This is a genomic window from Allomuricauda sp. NFXS6, from assembly GCF_040148835.1.
Taxonomy (GTDB): Bacteria; Bacteroidota; Bacteroidia; order Flavobacteriales; family Flavobacteriaceae; genus Flagellimonas.
The window spans coordinates 215,851-231,899 of sequence record NZ_JAGEMG010000008.1; the positions used below are offsets into that span (position 1 = coordinate 215,851).

At 41.5% G+C, this 16,049-nt stretch carries 13 protein-coding genes; 3 read left to right on the forward strand and 10 right to left on the reverse strand.

The window, feature by feature from the left end; all coding sequences use genetic code 11:
* The first annotated feature begins 53 nt into the window (after nt 1-53).
* Nucleotides 54-1,442, forward strand: coding sequence for a histidine--tRNA ligase (gene hisS / locus J4E06_RS13320; RefSeq protein WP_349524440.1), 1,389 nt, complete (start codon nt 54-56; stop codon nt 1,440-1,442).
* Here hisS and J4E06_RS13325 read toward each other — a convergent pair.
* A complete protein-coding gene (locus tag J4E06_RS13325; RefSeq protein WP_349524441.1) occupies nt 1,426-1,974 on the reverse strand; it encodes an NUDIX hydrolase in 549 nt (182 codons plus the stop codon). The genes hisS and J4E06_RS13325 overlap by 17 nt on opposite strands.
* Nucleotides 1,975-2,368: 394 nt before the next feature.
* Complete coding sequence (locus J4E06_RS13330) at nt 2,369-3,457, reverse strand: M42 family metallopeptidase (protein ID WP_349524442.1); 1,089 nt, start codon at nt 3,455-3,457, stop codon at nt 2,369-2,371.
* A gap of 102 nt (nt 3,458-3,559) precedes the next feature.
* Here J4E06_RS13330 and J4E06_RS13335 point away from each other — a divergent pair, with 102 nt between their 5' ends.
* Nucleotides 3,560-4,279 carry a DUF4294 domain-containing protein gene (locus J4E06_RS13335; RefSeq protein WP_349524443.1) on the forward strand — a complete coding sequence of 240 codons (720 nt, stop codon included), beginning with the start codon at nt 3,560-3,562 and terminating at the stop codon, nt 4,277-4,279.
* Here the strand turns inward: J4E06_RS13335 and J4E06_RS13340 are convergent.
* The gene (locus J4E06_RS13340; RefSeq protein ID WP_349524444.1) at nt 4,276-4,512 is read right to left on the reverse strand and encodes a DUF6095 family protein; all 237 of its coding nucleotides are present in this window, start codon (nt 4,510-4,512) and stop codon (nt 4,276-4,278) included. The two genes, J4E06_RS13335 and J4E06_RS13340, sit on opposite strands and share 4 nt — an antisense overlap.
* A 57-nt stretch (nt 4,513-4,569) precedes the next feature.
* Here J4E06_RS13340 and J4E06_RS13345 point away from each other — a divergent pair, with 57 nt between their 5' ends.
* Complete coding sequence (locus tag J4E06_RS13345; protein WP_349524445.1) at nt 4,570-5,889, forward strand: GntP family permease; 1,320 nt, start codon at nt 4,570-4,572, stop codon at nt 5,887-5,889.
* A gap of 4 nt (nt 5,890-5,893) precedes the next feature.
* Here the strand turns inward: J4E06_RS13345 and J4E06_RS13350 are convergent, their stop codons facing one another.
* From J4E06_RS13350 to J4E06_RS13380, 7 genes are all read right to left on the reverse strand, one after another.
* Nucleotides 5,894-6,790 carry a DUF4249 family protein gene (locus J4E06_RS13350; protein WP_349524447.1) on the reverse strand — a complete coding sequence of 299 codons (897 nt, stop codon included), beginning with the start codon at nt 6,788-6,790 and terminating at the stop codon, nt 5,894-5,896.
* Nucleotides 6,791-6,794: 4 nt separating this feature from the next.
* The gene (locus tag J4E06_RS13355; protein WP_349524449.1) at nt 6,795-9,194 is read right to left on the reverse strand and encodes a TonB-dependent receptor; all 2,400 of its coding nucleotides are present in this window, start codon (nt 9,192-9,194) and stop codon (nt 6,795-6,797) included.
* A gap of 252 nt (nt 9,195-9,446) precedes the next feature.
* Entirely contained in the window at nt 9,447-11,666 is a 2,220-nt protein-coding gene (locus J4E06_RS13360) for an NADP-dependent isocitrate dehydrogenase (protein WP_349524450.1), read from the reverse strand.
* Between the two features lie 621 nt (nt 11,667-12,287).
* The gene (rplS, locus tag J4E06_RS13365; protein WP_014031354.1) at nt 12,288-12,638 is read right to left on the reverse strand and encodes a 50S ribosomal protein L19; all 351 of its coding nucleotides are present in this window, start codon (nt 12,636-12,638) and stop codon (nt 12,288-12,290) included.
* Nucleotides 12,639-12,770: 132 nt separating this feature from the next.
* A complete protein-coding gene (gene trmD / locus J4E06_RS13370) occupies nt 12,771-13,448 on the reverse strand; it encodes a tRNA (guanosine(37)-N1)-methyltransferase TrmD (protein ID WP_349524459.1) in 678 nt (225 codons plus the stop codon).
* Between the two features lie 237 nt (nt 13,449-13,685).
* Complete coding sequence (locus J4E06_RS13375; protein WP_349524451.1) at nt 13,686-14,291, reverse strand: tRNA (guanine-N1)-methyltransferase; 606 nt, start codon at nt 14,289-14,291, stop codon at nt 13,686-13,688.
* A gap of 106 nt (nt 14,292-14,397) precedes the next feature.
* A complete protein-coding gene (locus J4E06_RS13380; protein ID WP_349524452.1) occupies nt 14,398-15,846 on the reverse strand; it encodes a glyceraldehyde-3-phosphate dehydrogenase in 1,449 nt (482 codons plus the stop codon).
* Between the last annotated feature and the right edge of the window lie 203 nt (nt 15,847-16,049).

Here is a 16,049-nt window from a genome sequence, read left to right on the forward strand (position 1 = left end):
CACCCAAAAATCACTGACCAAAAGCTTATATTTGCACGAGAATTTAACACCACATGGCAAAGAAACCATCCATACCCAAAGGAACGCGAGATTTTTCACCTGCAGAGGTGGCCAAGCGTAACTATATCATTCAAACCATAAAAGAACATTTTGAAACCTATGGTTTTCAGCCAATAGAAACGCCGTCTTTTGAAAACTCCGATACTTTGATGGGGAAATATGGAGAAGAAGGTGATCGACTGATTTTCAAGATTTTGAATTCAGGGGATTTTATCTCCAAAGTGGACGATGTTACTTATAGTTCAAAGAATTCAGCTTCCTTGACGCCCAAAATTTCAGAAAAAGCCCTGCGCTACGACCTTACAGTACCCTTTGCCCGCTACGTGGTTATGCACCAGAACGAGATTGATTTCCCTTTCAAAAGATATCAAATTCAGCCGGTGTGGCGTGCCGACCGTCCACAAAAGGGACGTTTCCGTGAGTTTTACCAATGTGATGCCGATGTTGTGGGGGCCAATTCGCTGCTTCAAGAGGTGGAATTTGTCCAGCTGTACGATGCTGTTTTTACCGATTTGGGTCTAAAAGGAGCGACCATCAAAATCAATAATCGAAAAATACTTTCTGGAATCGCCGAAGTCATCGGTGCCAAAGATTTGTTGGTGGATTTTACCGTTGCTTTGGACAAGCTGGACAAGATAGGAGAGGAGAAGGTGAAAACCGAAATGATGGAAAAAGGTATTTCCGAAGGAGCCATTGCCAAAGCGCAGCCTTTATTTGATATGACGGGTACTGCTTCCGAGCAGTTGGAAAAACTAAAAACCATTCTTGCTGATTCCGAAGTGGGAATGTTGGGCATTTCAGAATTGGATGAGATTATTTCAACCGTGGATATGGTCGGTTTGCAATCGACCAACTTGCAGTTGGATGTTACCCTGGCCCGCGGGCTCAATTATTACACAGGCGCCATTTTTGAGGTGGCAGCGCCCGAAGGCGTTAAAATGGGGTCAATTGGTGGTGGAGGGCGTTATGATGACCTTACGGGCATTTTTGGACTGAAAGACGTGAGCGGTTTGGGTATTTCTTTCGGATTGGACCGTATTTACTTGGTTTTGGAAGAATTGAATCTGTTCCCGGATAGCTTGGATTCTTCGTTGGATGTACTTTGCCTCAATTTTGGAAAGAGAGAGGGAATGGCAGCCTTAAAATTGGTTTCAGGTCTGCGCAAACGAGGTCTGCGTGCGGATTTGTATCCTACGGATACTAAAGTGCAGAAACAGTTTAAGTACGCCGATAAAAGGGGAGTGCCTTATGTGATTCTTTTGGGAGACCAAGAGTTGACCGATGGCAAATTCGTAGCTAAAAATATGAAAACGGGCGACCAAAAGGATTACCCTTTGGATTCACTTGAAGAGTTTGTGGAAAAAGTTAAGTCCGACTTTTAATCGCCTTAATGATGGTTTTGTAATAGGTAGGTCCGTGTGGCACATATTTCCCCACACTGGCCAAGCCCCAGGTTTCCTCGGCAAATTTGAAAAGGGGAACCAAAGCCAAATCTTCAACTTCACTTTCCTCCTTGGTAAGTTGATGTAATGGAACATCCAATTTGCACAAAAAAATATGATGCAGCTCTGCATCAATAAAATCTTCGGAAATTTTGTGGATGGCCTTAAAAGTACCCAGCGGTTCCATATCAGATTCCGAAATGGTAAGCCCTACTTCTTCCTGCACTTCTCTAATCGCCGCAGTAACAATTTTCTCTCCTGCACCAACATGTCCAGCCACCGAAACATCCCAAAGTAGGGGGTGGGTAGTCTTGTTTTTTCCTCGTTGTTGAATCAATACTCGGCCATCAGTTGTGTAGAGCCAAACATGAACGGTTGGATGAAGCAACCCTTTGCGGTGCGCTTCAGACTTTAAACAGGACTCCCCTGTAGGTTTTCCATGTTCGTCCAATATGTCAACTTGCTCATCCATATTATATAAAGATAAGAAATTGTCACATCGAGCGGAGTCGAGATGCGATATAAATTCTTGAAAAAGGTGCTATACGAGTACTTGTCATTCTGAAGGAGTGGGGCGACTGAAGAATCTCTCCGACAATGAGAGGGTGAAGATTCTTCACTGCGTTCAGAATGACAGGTGAAGGTGTCATTCCTGCGAAAGCAGGAATCTATTCGTTGTGAGACCCTTCGACTTCGTTCAAAAAAGATCAGAATGAGTGTCAATCCAAAAAAAACATCGCAACCCAATATTGGGGTCACGATGCTTTGTTTTTTTATTTTAAGGTGTCATTTCTGCGTAGACAGGAATCTATTTAATGTGAAACCCTTCGACTGCGCTCAGGGTGACAGCCCAGAATCACATTCAGTTAATCAAAATAACTGAAAGTTTCTCCTTCTTTGATGTTCAACAAGGTTTCATAAATCAAACGGATAACGTTTTCTACGTCATCTTTATGAACTGTTTCCACTGTTGTGTGCATATAGCGCAAAGGCAACGATATCAAAGCAGAGGCTACTCCGCCATTACTGTAAGCGAAAGCATCGGTATCCGTACCTGTGTATCGAGAGGATGCATTGCGCTGAAACGGAATCTTTTTGGATTCTGCGGTTTCCAAAATACGCTCACGTAATTTGTTTTGTACCGCTGGTGCATAAGAAATCACAGGGCCATCACCGATTTTGGTTTCACCCTCTGTCTTTTTATTGATCATCGGGGTCGTGGTGTCGTGGCACACGTCCGTTACAATGGCAACATTAGGTTTTATGGTCTGCGTAATCATTTCAGCACCGCGTAGGCCAATTTCTTCTTGAACGGAATTGGTAATATACAATCCAAAAGGGAGTTCTTTTTTATTTTCTTTGAGCAACCGAGCCACTTCAGCGATCATAAAACCACCCATCCGGTTGTCCAAAGCTCTACAAACAAACTTGTCCTTGTTCAGTATCTGGAAATTGTCGGGGTAAGTAATCACGCAACCCACGTGTACGCCCATTTTCTCTACTTCTTGCTTATCCTTGGCACCTATATCAATAAATATGTTGTCCAATTTTGGTGGTTCCTCCTTGGCCTTGTCTCTGGTATGGATGGCTGGCCACCCGAAAACACCTTTTACGATGCCGTTTTTGGTATGGATGTTTACCCATTTGGATGGTGCAATCTGATGGTCACTACCCCCGTTTCGGATAACGTAAAGCAAACCTTCATCCGTGATATAGTTAACATACCAAGAAATTTCATCGGAATGCCCCTCAATAACAACCCTATATTTGGCATCTGGATTTATGACCGCGACGGCTGTACCATAGGTATCTGTGATAAAGTCATCTACATATGGTTTTATGTAGTCCATCCAAATTTTTTGTCCTTCCCATTCATAACCCGTAGGAGAAGCGTTGTTCAAATATTTTTCTAAAAATTCAAAGGATTTTTCGTTGATGATTTTCTCTTTTGACATGTATCTGATTTAGTACACAAACATAAGAATATTCACTTTTATTTAATAACCAAATCATACCTTTATACTTACTTTTGGCAAGACTATTGAGGAAGGAATGTTATGCTGCGTAACTGTTTTCTTATTGTTTTTCTGGCAATTGCCGCCCTTGGGTTTGCTCAGGAACCACAAAAGGATTCCATTGTAAGCTCTAGGGATTCTATTGCCAATGATTCCATTGAGGATTATTATGTTCGGTTTGAGGGAGACTCCATTTTGATGAGTTCCATTGAACTGGAAGAGGTTTATATTTTCGGAAAATTGGATTTTGCGAATCGAGAGGATAAACTGCGATACTACATCCTTCGCCGAAAAACTTTGAAGGTGTATCCTTATGCCAAGTTGGCCGCTGAACGTTTGGTGGAGCTGAATGACAGTCTTGAACTCATTAAAAAGAGAAGGCACCAGCGGCGCTATACTCGAAAGGTTCAAAAATACATTGAAGGGGAGTTTTCAGAAGAGTTAAAAAAACTGACCCGTACCGAAGGACAGATTTTAGTGAAATTGATTCACCGTCAAACCGGTACCACAGCTTTTGACTTGGTTAAGGATTTAAGGAGTGGTTGGCGGGCATTTTGGTATAATACCACGGCAAGTTTGTTTAAAATTAGTTTAAAAGAGGAATTTCTTCCGGAAGAAGTGCACGAAGACTATTTGATCGAGGATATTCTGCAGCGTGCCTTTGCTGCAAGCCGGTTGGAGCGGCAAAAGTCAGTTTTGGATTATGATTACGCCCAACTTTCCAATAAATGGAAAACCCAGCCGTCCACTACGGGGAATTAGTCTTTGGTTTTCTTGCCAAAAATGGCGTCCATTACAATTTTCACTGACCTAAATCCTAGATAGATGGCCAAAATGGCGCAGATAATTCCCAAAATCAATACGGGCCAATAAAAAGGGTGTCCTTCATTTTTAAACGCTTGGTAGATCAAAAACGGCCCCATGAACATGGCGATTACCGTGTATCCAAACGATTTTATTCCCTTTACTAAAAGTTCCTTGTTGGTTCGCCTCATGGGACCAAAGTAGGAATATTAGCTTATATTTAAAGGATATTGCACTAAAAATTAACCATGGAAATACTAGTTCTGGGGGTAGTGGTCCTCTTCATTATTATTGCTACCGTAAAATTTAAAATGCACCCCATTTTTTCGTTGACCATTGCCGCTGTAGCCTCTGGATTTTTATTGGGGATAACACCCAAAAATATTATGTCCACCATGGCTGAAGGCTTTGGAAACACACTATCGGGTATTGGATTGGTAATTGCTTTTGGGACGGTGATCGGGATTTATCTCGAGAAAACGGGAAGTACCCAAGTTCTCGCCAACAGCATCCTAAAAGTGATTGGCTTAAAACGATCTCCCTTGGCAATGAACTTGGCTGGATTTGTAATATCCATTCCTGTGTATTGCGATTCAGGCTATATTATTCTTTCTTCATTAAACAAAGCCATCAGTAAAAAAACGGGCATCCCAGCCTTGGTCTTTGCCATTGCGTTGGCCACCGGACTGTATTCTGCTCATGTTTTTGTGCCGCCCACTCCCGGTCCTTTGGCTGCAGCCGCGATTTTGGATGCCGATTTGGGAATGGTGCTCATCTTTGGACTTTTGGTTGCCATACCCGTTTCTATTTCAGGGTATTTTTGGGCGCGGTTCATTGGTAAATCATTAAAAGAGGATGAAACGGCCGATGTACAAGAAGAGAAAGAAATCGTTCAATCAACCGTTAAGCCTATACAAGCATTTTTACCTTTACTTGTCCCTATAATTTTGATTGCGATGAAATCTGTCGTGGATTATCCTACACACCCTTTGGGTGAAGGTTGGGTTTTCAGTTTTTTTGACTTTTTGGGCAGTCCCGTAATTGCTTTGCTGATCGGGGTTTTCTTTGCTTTTGCCTTAGGCAGAAAGGTACCTACAAAAGAAAAAAAAGGATGGGTGCCCGAAGCTTTTAAACAAGCGGGAGCCATTGTGCTCATCACTGGAGCGGGAGGTGCGTTTGGGGCAGTTCTTCGCACCATGGATATTGCTTCCATCATCAATCTGGAATCCAGTACGGGTATCGGTGGCCTTTTGATCGCTTTTGTGATTGCAGCCGTGCTCAAAACCGCTCAGGGTTCATCAACCGTAGCCATAATCACCACTTCGGCCATAATTGCACCGCTATTGGAAACCTTTGGTTTAATTTCCATTACTGATAAAGCTTTAGGGGTTTTGGCGATAGGAGCGGGGGCTATGACGGTTTCCCATATCAACGATAGCTATTTCTGGGTGGTTTCCCAGTTTTCCAATATGAATGTGAAAACTGCTTTGAGAGGACATACCATGGGGACTTTAGTCCAGGGTGTCGTTGGCATTTTAATGATTTTGTTGATTTATGCCTTTGTATAGCGCGCTATTCAATGGTAATGGTCCTGCTGTATTCTTGTACCACACCAAAATATCCCAATGCGTAATCGTTTGGACGTTCCACATTGTCCAAAATAGTTATGTTGTCCAGTCCCGTAACATCAAATATGTTGCCACGTACAGTTGCGACAGGGGTTTGGAAAGGTCCTCCGGCGTTTCCAGTTTGCTCCAAAACTAAATCCATAAAGTTGTAAAATTCTTCGGTGGATCCCAAAATACTCACTGTGACCTCGTCACCTGGGTTGGTATCTTCATCATAGAAATAGGAAAATTCAAATTGTTGACCTTGGAAAAACTCGTCTTCCACCACTTGAAATTCACCGAACATAAAATCAAACAGGTAAAAATTGTCTTCATCACCATTGTCCGTAAAGGTAACGATAACCTCAGTTTGCTCTTCATCACCAAAAAACACTCCGTCACCTTGCCGTAAATTATCTATAGGAACGGTTGGTGCGTACTTGGTCTGTGCAAAGTATTGTTTTCCTTTATGGGTAACTTGCAAAATAAATGTGGTTCCCGGCTCTGCTGCTGCTGTTCGTATACGCTGGTCTGAGCTAAAGCTGGGGTCGGGCACGTAAACTCCTGTGCCTGGTTCTTCTTCGGTAAGGTTTGAGAAGGCCAAGCTCTCAAATATCCCGTTGTCGTTTAGCTCTCCATAGCTGATTACGGCACTTTCGACTTGGGTCGGTTCGTTTTCTTCAAAAAAAACACTGCTTTCGCGCATCGTGATTCTCACATCAATAAACTCTTGACTTTTATCAACCCGTAAGAGTCCGTCCACAACCAATCTGGTTTCCACATCTGGCAAATCTACATCAACGACCTCTTCACAAGAGCTGAGTAACAGTACAATTAAAAAATAAATCAAGTGCTTTTTCATACCACTAAAATTTAAAGTTATAGGTTACTGATGGTATAATTCCAAAGATAGACGTGCGAACGGCTTCATTTCTGCCCGTATCCTCATTTTCCCTAAAGTTGATGGATGCAGCGTTTTGACGATTGTAAGCATTGTAAATACTGAACACCCATTCCGATTGTACTTTTCTGCCCTTGTTTCTTTTTGGGGTGAGGATAGCAGAGATATCCAAACGGTGGTAATCCGGTAACCTTTCCTTGTTCCTCAGTCCATAGTAGGGGACAGTCAGCTCTTCAAATTCAAATTGACCTATGGGATAGTTGGTCGGTTGCCCCGTTTGATAGATGAAGTTGGCATTAAAGCTCCATTTTTCATTGAGCTCAAAATTTCCGTAGAGGGATAAATCATGTGTTTTGTCATAAGGGGTACTGTACCATTCCCCTAAATTGATTCCCGTTTCCAAATTGGACCTTCCTGTGTCCAAACCTAAATCCCTGCCGGGAGTTCGTTGTTCGGACCTGGATAGGGTGTAGGCCAGCCAACCTGTAAAGCGGCCTTCGTTTTTGCGCAACAACAGCTCCAATCCATATGCCCGGGCCTCCCCGTTCAGAATAACTTGTTCTATGGCATCATTGGCAATAAGGTTAGCGCCATCTATGTAGTCTATCCTGTTCTGAATGGTCTTGTAAAAAATTTCGGTTTCCAAACTGTAGACACCATCCTGAATGTTCCTGAAATATCCAGCAGCGAATTGGTCCAATAACTGCGGCTTTACAAATGGACCGCTGGGCGTCCATACATCCAAAGGGGTGGGGGAGCTGGTGTTGGACAACAGGTGGAGGTACTGTGCCAATCGTGTATAGCTAGCTTTGATGGAATTGTTATCCTTAAAAGTGTAGGACATTGAAATTCTGGGTTCCAGATTAAAAAAGCTCTCTAAGGTACCCCCTCTTCCCGGGCTGATGGTATCTATGGGTTCCGCTTCGCGATAGGTCAAAGTAAAAGGGTCGAATTCAACCGGGTTGTCGTTTTCATACACGAAAAACTCATCTTGACCCAGTCGGCTAAATTGACTTGCCCTTAATCCATATTGAATACTTAGATTGTTCGTGATTTCGTGCTCTACATCAACGTAAGCGGCATTTTCGTTGGCATACTTTTTTGTCAATTGTTCCTCAACAATGCCCGAATCTGGACTATTGGGCACAATTTTACCTGGATTGAAGACATAATAGATGCTGTTGATACCATAATTAAGCTGAAGGGTATTGCTCAAATAATGTTTTAAATCGTACTTAAGATTAAAGTTTTGGATACCCGAATTCCATTCAAACCCTACAAAATCGAGTTCTAAACCATAATAATAATCGGAATATATAAGAGATAGGTTGGAGAACAGTTTATCAGAAAATAAATGATTCCATCTAAAATTTCCAACTCCATTTCCATACACATTTACAAATCGGTCACTTACGTTGAAAAGGTCTCTTCCAAAATAACCGGATAGAAAAACATTGTTGTTGTCGTTTATTTTATGGTTGATTTTTGCATTCAGGTCATAGAAATAGGCTTTGTTATCAACATCAAAAAGTGGTAGGAACAAATGCGCATATGAAGCTCTTCCACCAATTAAAAATGCGGTTCTGTCTTTTTGAATTGGCCCTTCTATAAGTAATCTACTCGCTACCGCTCCAATACCTCCATTTACTTTAAATTCCTTGCTGTTTCCTTCTTTTTGAAAGATTTCCAGCACCGAAGAAACCCTACCGCCGTAGCGAGCTGGAATCCCACCTTTAAAAAGCTTGACATCCTTAATGGCATCCGGGTTGAATACGGAAAAGAAACCAAATAAGTGTGAGGAGTTGAACACAATGGCCTCATCGAGCAGAATAAGGTTTTGGTCGGCCGCACCACCTCTTACATTAAAGCCGGATGATGCTTCACCAGCGCTGGTAACTCCAGGAAGCAGCACCAAGGATTTTATCACATCTGATTCGCCCAAAACCACCGGAATTTTCTTGATGGTATTGGATGCCAATGAGGCAACGCTCATTTGCGGTTTTTTAATGTCCAATTTTTCCACATCGTCGGTAACCACCACCTCTTGTAGTTGTTCCGTTTTTTCAACCAGGTTGAAATCCTGTTTTACATTTTGGTCCAAAGTAATTGTTTCTACCACTTCCTGAAATCCCAAATAACTTACAATGACTTGATACTCTCCTTCGGGCAAAGTGATGGAATAAAACCCATATTCGTTGGTGGTGGTCCCTGTTTTTAATTCGGAAATGGCGACAGTTACGCCAATTAAGGATTCGTTACTGGACGCTTCGGAGACGGTTCCGCTCAAGGTATATTTTTCTTGTCCGTGCAATACAAAAAAATGCCCAAACAGGGCTAGCAATAACGCAAGATAATGTCTGGGCATTCGATTGGTTTGTTTAAAATTACACATTTATGGAATAGCTAAAAAATGAAAACAGCTAACTATGTTTATTTTAACATTTGGCGTGTTCAAAAGAAAAGAGAGGTCTAAAAAGTAAGGCGATGTCATATTGAGCTTGTCGAAATATTTTCAAATTACTGATAATCAATATCGGTTTCGACGGGCTCAACCTGACAAATCAAGTTATGAAGACTTTTTAGACCTCTATCTAATTATATTTAAACCTGTTTTTGATTATCCAATGGAATCCAAGATGCTGTTCAAAGTTTCACTAGGTCGCATCGCTTTGGATGCCATTTCTGGATTTGGCAGGTAATAACCGCCAATATCCACAGGAGAACCTTGTGCGTCTATCAATTCCTGCGTGATCTTCGCCTCGTTGGAGGACATCTCGTCATATACTTTACTAAATACGGCTTTAAGCTCTTTATCCTTGTCCTGTTTGGCCAATTCTGCGGCCCAATACAATGCTAAGTAAAAGTGACTTCCTCTTGTGTCCAGTTCATTTACCTTTCTGGATGGCGATCTATCTTGGTTTAAGAACTCCTCTGTTGCTTTATCCAAAGCTTCGGCAAGTACTTGTGCTTTTTTGTTGTTGTTCTTTTCTCCGAAGAATTCCAAAGAAACGGCCAATGCCAAGAACTCACCAAGGGAATCCCATCTTAAGTGCCCTTCTTCCAAAAATTGCTCAACGTGTTTTGGAGCAGAACCTCCAGCACCGGTCTCGAACAGTCCACCACCGTTCATCAACGGAACAATGGAAAGCATTTTTGCACTGGTTCCAACCTCCAAAATAGGGAAGAGGTCCGTCAAGTAGTCTCTTAATACGTTGCCCGATACAGAAATGGTATCTTTTCCTTCCTTCATGCGCTTCAAGGTAAACTTGGTAGCTTCGATAGGGGAAAGGATTCGGATATCCAACCCATCGGTGTCGTGATCTTTAAGGTAAAGGTTCACTTTTTTGATCAACTCAGCATCGTGCGCTCTTTCCTCGTCCAACCAGAAAACGGCAGGAGTATTGGTAGCTCTAGCTCGCGAAACGGCCAATTTGACCCAATCCTGAACGGGAGCATCTTTTACCTGGCACATTCTCCAGATATCGCCTTTTTCCACAGGATGTTCTATTAAAGTGTTTCCAGAAGCGTCAACAACTTTTACGGTTCCTGCTTTCTCAATTTCGAAGGTTTTATCATGAGAACCGTATTCTTCGGCTTTTTGAGCCATCAAACCAACGTTGGGAACTGTTCCCATGGTTTTTGGATCAAAAGCCCCGTTTTCTTTACAAAAATCAATGGTAGCCTGATATACTCCGGCATAACTACTATCAGGAATAATAGCCTTGGTATCCTGAAGCTCTCCATTTTTGTCCCACATTTTACCGGAGTTCCTGATCATGGCAGGCATGGAGGCATCAATAATTACATCACTTGGTACGTGGAGATTGGTAATTCCCTTGTCAGAATTTACCATAGCCAAATCAGGACCATCTGCTATGCTCGATTCGATAGCTTTTTTGATTTCTTTGTGTTGCTCTTCGGGCAGTTCCCCGATTTTGTCCAATAATGTTTCGAGACCATTGTTTGGGTTGATTCCCAATTTTTCAAAAGTATCTCCGTAGTTTTTGAACAATTCTGAGAAATAAACTTCCAAAGCATGACCAAAAATAATGGGGTCGGAAACCTTCATCATGGTAGCCTTAAAGTGCAATGAAAGTAAAATGTTGTTCTCTCTGGCATCGGCGATTTCCTTGGTCAAGAATTCCACCAAAGCTTTTTTGCTCATAACTGTAGCATCGATAACCTCACCTTGCAACAGGGAAAGTTTATCTTTAAGTACGGTTGTTTTTCCGTGTGTGTCCACCAATTCAATTCGGATTTCGTCCGGGTTGGCCAAAGTCAATGATTTTTCGTTGGCTTTAAAATCTCCGTGGGACATGGTTGCTACGTGGGTCTTGGAGTCAGGGGACCACTCGCCCATAGTATGCGGATGTGCTTTGGCGTAATTTTTAACTGCCTTTGGCGCACGTCTGTCCGAGTTTCCTTCACGGAGCACTGGGTTAACCGCACTACCTTTTACTTTGTCGTACTTTGTCTTGATGGCCTTTTCCTCATCGGACTTTGGCTCATCTGGATAATCTGGAAGTTTGTATCCCTTTGCTTGAAGTTCCTCAATGGCTTCTTTTAACTGTGGAATGGAAGCACTAATATTTGGAAGTTTTATAATGTTCGCTTCGGGAGTTTTTGCCAATTCGCCCAAAATGGACAAGTCATCCGGAACTTGCTGCTCTTCGGTCAACAATTCTGGAAATACGGCTGCAATTCTACCGGCCAAAGAAATGTCCTTGGTCTCTACGGTAATATTGGCGGTTTCGGTGAATGATTTAACAATAGGTAAGAAGGATAAGGTTGCTAAGGCAGGAGCCTCGTCTGTTTTGGTATAATAAAGTTTAGCCATTTATATGTATTTGTTTGAGCGGTTGCAAATATACAATTTATGGACGGTGAAGCACGAATGGAAGTGACTAAAAGTGTGGGCTTTTGCTGCGAATTTGTTAAAAAACAAAAGCCATTTCCTTGTTTTTACCAAGGAGATGGCTTTCAGATAGGACTCAAGACTTGCTCTGTTTTACCAAAACTGCAATCTATTCGATTGCGCCTTATGTCCCTTCGACGTTTACTCTGCTATGCTCTTAATTTTTCAACTAAACTACATTCTGCAAAGTGTACTGTTGTATTCCTAAACTTTATCAAAATGAAAAATTGCTCTTTCATTCGCACATAAAATTTATTATTTCTCATTAGGTATTGCCTAAGCTCCTCCTAAATCGAAATTCCTTTTGTGATCAGTAGTGTTACCAATTAAAAGGGAATACAAAGTTTTAAAGAACGTCAACTTTAAATCGATATAACCGTGATGGTATCACTATCATATCTTCGACTAAAGTAGACTGAATAACTAAATTTTACAACTTTTTAAGGCGCTAAGAATCAACATAATATGAACCATGGTTATTAACAATTGTTCATAAAAAAAGCACCCAATTTGGGTGCTTTTTCTTGTTGTATGGGATTATTGTTATCCCTTAACTTCTTTAATTCGGGCTTTTTTACCCGTAAGACCTCTAAAGTAGAAGATTCTAGATCTACGTACTTTACCTTTTTTGTTTACCTCAACTCTTTGCAAAGCTGGCATGTTTACTGGGAAAATTCTTTCCACACCTACAGTACCGGACATTTTGCGAATGGTAAAAGTTTCTGTTGCACCACTTCCTCTACGCTGTATCACCACACCTTTAAAGAACTGGGTACGTGTTTTTTCACCTTCCTTAATTTCGTAATAAACAGTGATGGTATCACCAGCTGAAAATTTTGGAAATTCTTTTTTTGGAACAAATTCGTCTTCAACAAATTTTATTAAGGATTCCATTTGTATTTTTTTTAATGTTTTTTCAAGACCAACTTTCACGGATTTCGTCAGAGGTTGATTTTGAGATTGCAAAAATAATGCAATATTTAGAAATAGCAAGTGGTTTTTTGCGTTTTTGAAATTTGAAGGACATTATTTTTCCAAGAGGTCAGGTCTTCTTTCTTGAGTACGCTCCAAAGCTTTTTGCTCTCGCCACTTTTCAATTTTTGGAAAGTTGCCACTCAACAGAATTTTCGGCACTTCCATTCCTTTGTATTCCGATGGTCTTGTGTATACGGGGGGTGCCAATAAATTATCCTGAAATGTATCCGTCAGCGCAGAGGTTTCATCATTCAGCACGCCCGGTAACAACCGAATCACCGAATCACATAATATGGCAGCTGCCAATTCACCTCCTGACAATACATAATCACCAATGGAAATCTCTCTGGTCACAAACATATCCCTTACCCTTTGGTCCACACCTTTATAATGGCCACAAAGCACAATAATGTTTTTTTTCATGGAAATCTCGTTGGCCATTCCTTGGTTAAGGGTGCTTCCATCCGGGGTCATGTAGATTACTTCATCGTACTCCCGTTCCGATTTGAGTTGGGAGATACATTTATCAATGGGCTCTACCATCATCACCATGCCGGCCCCACCTCCAAATTGGTAGTCGTCCACCTGTTTGTAGTTTCCTATGGAATAGTCCCGTAAATTATGTAGGTGCACTTCTACCAAACCCTTTTCAATGGCCCGTTTTAGTATTGAGGCTTCAAAAGGACTTTTTAAAAGTTCGGGGAGTACCGTTATAATGTCAATCCGCATGGACATGGCTACTGAGTATTAATTTCAGCTCCAAAAGTAGTGAAAGCTGGCAATAACTATGGCATAAAAAGAAGGGACTGAATTCTAAAAGCTAGTCAACTGTCAGTTCGAGCGCAGTCGAGAACCAAATTCAATTTGGTAATCAATGGTTTTCGACTTTAGTTTATCCTGAGCGCAGTCGAAGGGATCAACCTGACAAAATCAAAATTTTGCTGCTTTTAGATAGCCTCTTGATTCTTACTTTTTCTGCTTGTTCAGCTCGTCCTGTAGCTGACGACTGATTTTTTGCTCGCGCTCCAAAGCCCTTCGCCTATGGTTCTGGTATTCCTCCTCCAAATCTGCAAGTGCGGATTTGGCTTGGTGTGTCAAGAAGTTACTGTTCCTGAAACGATAGATAAAGAACAATAACAGTAACAGCAATCCAAATATAATGGACCATAATATAAAGTTGTAGGTTCCTTTACTGACCATGGCACCAAAGAAAGAAATACTGTCTTTTTCTTCGGTAACGGCATTTAGTTTATTGGTGGTCTCTTGCAGTTTACTGTTCAAATCTTCTATTTCTGCGTCATTGGCCGTTATGGTGGCGGATAGATCCTTGATGGTTTTATTCGCGGTTTCAATGGAATCAAAGATGTTGTTTTTTGTCTCATAGAGGTCGGACAGCTTAACGACCTCATACCGAATGCCATTGGCTCGATAGTTCCCGGATTTTCTTTCCAGCTCCTCAAATTGTCCTCTTAGGGAATTGTCCACTGCTTCGGAGGACTCATCTTCTTGCGCTTGGACGGATAGTGTTGGGATAAGTAAGGCTAAGGCAGATAAAATGCGTAAATACTTCATGTTCAATAAGGTTCTCGTATTAAATTTAGATTAAGGGTGGAGCGAAATTACATCAATATACCTAATTTAAAAAAGAAAATCAGTTCTGCGAACAAATCACACCCCATTAATAATACGTATAACGCCTAACTTTTGCGATATATTTTGCCAATCGTATCACTTGGTGCGAATACCCATACTCGTTATCGTACCAAATATAGAGTACCACATTTTTGCCCCCGGGAGACACAATAGTGGCCTTGCTATCGTAAATAGATGGTGCTGTGGTGCCTACAATATCCGAAGAAACCAGCTCATTGCTCAAAGCATATTTTATTTGCTCCACCAAATCACCTTCCAGAGCATACTTTTTAATAATGGTGTCAATACTTTCCTTGGACGTCTTGTTCTTCACCTCTAAGTTAAGGATGGCCAAAGACCCGTTGGGTACTGGCACCCGAATCGCATTCGAGGTCAATTTTCCCTTTAAAGATGGAAGCGCTTTGGCAACGGCAGAACCGGCCCCTGTCTCGGTAATCACCATATTGAGTGCTGCAGCGCGGCCCCGACGATATTTCGTGTGCATATTGTCCACCAAATTTTGATCGTTGGTGTATGCGTGAATGGTTTCCAGGTGTCCTTTTTTGATGCCCAAGGAATCTTCGATTACCTTTAAAATAGGAGTAATGGCATTGGTGGTACACGAAGCGGCTGAGTAAATCTTGGTTTTATCCGGGTCAAAGTCTGTATGGTTTACACCATGAACAATGTTTGGCACTTCTTTTCCCGGAGCGGTCAATAAGACTTTGCTGGCCCCTTTGGATTTTAAATGTCTGGATAATGCTGTATTGTCCCTAAAAGCCCCGGTATTGTCGATAATCAAGGCATTGTAGATTCCATATTTGGTGTAATCAATATCCTCAGGTTGGTTTGCACTGATAAACTTTACAGTTGTTCCATTGATTACAAGTGCATTTTTTGATTCATCAATATCCACAGTTCCTGTAAAAGGTCCGTGAACCGAATCGGTTTTGAGTAACGCAGCTCTTTTTTCAAGGACTTCTCGATTCAATTCACCACGAATTACAATGGCTCGTAACCGTAATTGACTGCCACGACCTGTTTTCGCCATGAGTTCTCGAGCCACCAAGCGACCTATTCGCCCAAAACCATAAAGCACCACGTCTTTTGGTTTTATGGGCTTGGATGATTGTGCATCCTTTAGCTTATCTATAACAAAAGCCTTTACATTCAGATGAGCTGTTTGGTTGGAATGGTATTCGTAGGTCAACTTGCCAATATCCAATTTGGCAGGAGGAAGGTTGATATCGTAAATTGCCCTAAGAATCTCAACAGAATCAAAAATGGACATCGGTTTTTGTACAAACTCCCCTGCATACTCGTGCAGGTTGATGATGTCGCTCACATTTTTATCAATGATTTGATTTTTGAACAAAACCACTTCAATGGCCTTGTCGTACCAAAGGTCGCTTATGATTTTTATGAATTCCGTGGTTGCTTTACGTCTGTCTGCCTGAAAGGCAAGCTCTTTTTCGTAAGATGATATGTCACTCATGAATGAAGGTTACGGTTGTATTGTTTGTGAATTTTCGGCTAAATTATATATTTCAAACGTTTTCGTAAAACATATTGTGTGTCGTCCTAAAATAGGTTGACAGTTTTTAAGTATAATTATTTAATAGACCTGTGGAGTTTTCTTCACAGGTTTTTTCATGAATAAAGTTAGGTGTTTTCATCTGAAGACTCAAGTGAGGCCTA

What these genes read in the sequence shown, in the direction of transcription:
- hisS (WP_349524440.1), top strand. Translation starts at nt 54, where the DNA reads ATGGCAAAGAAACCATCCATACCCAAAGGAACGCGAGATTTTTCACCT.
- J4E06_RS13325 (WP_349524441.1), bottom strand. Translation starts at nt 1,974, where the DNA reads ATGGATGAGCAAGTTGACATATTGGACGAACATGGAAAACCTACAGGG.
- J4E06_RS13330 (WP_349524442.1), bottom strand. Translation starts at nt 3,457, where the DNA reads ATGTCAAAAGAGAAAATCATCAACGAAAAATCCTTTGAATTTTTAGAA.
- J4E06_RS13335 (WP_349524443.1), top strand. Translation starts at nt 3,560, where the DNA reads ATGCTGCGTAACTGTTTTCTTATTGTTTTTCTGGCAATTGCCGCCCTT.
- J4E06_RS13340 (WP_349524444.1), bottom strand. Translation starts at nt 4,512, where the DNA reads ATGAGGCGAACCAACAAGGAACTTTTAGTAAAGGGAATAAAATCGTTT.
- J4E06_RS13345 (WP_349524445.1), top strand. Translation starts at nt 4,570, where the DNA reads ATGGAAATACTAGTTCTGGGGGTAGTGGTCCTCTTCATTATTATTGCT.
- J4E06_RS13350 (WP_349524447.1), bottom strand. Translation starts at nt 6,790, where the DNA reads ATGAAAAAGCACTTGATTTATTTTTTAATTGTACTGTTACTCAGCTCT.
- J4E06_RS13355 (WP_349524449.1), bottom strand. Translation starts at nt 9,194, where the DNA reads ATGCCCAGACATTATCTTGCGTTATTGCTAGCCCTGTTTGGGCATTTT.
- J4E06_RS13360 (WP_349524450.1), bottom strand. Translation starts at nt 11,666, where the DNA reads ATGGCTAAACTTTATTATACCAAAACAGACGAGGCTCCTGCCTTAGCA.
- rplS (WP_014031354.1), bottom strand. Translation starts at nt 12,638, where the DNA reads ATGGAATCCTTAATAAAATTTGTTGAAGACGAATTTGTTCCAAAAAAA.
- trmD (WP_349524459.1), bottom strand. Translation starts at nt 13,448, where the DNA reads ATGCGGATTGACATTATAACGGTACTCCCCGAACTTTTAAAAAGTCCT.
- J4E06_RS13375 (WP_349524451.1), bottom strand. Translation starts at nt 14,291, where the DNA reads ATGAAGTATTTACGCATTTTATCTGCCTTAGCCTTACTTATCCCAACA.
- J4E06_RS13380 (WP_349524452.1), bottom strand. Translation starts at nt 15,846, where the DNA reads ATGAGTGACATATCATCTTACGAAAAAGAGCTTGCCTTTCAGGCAGAC.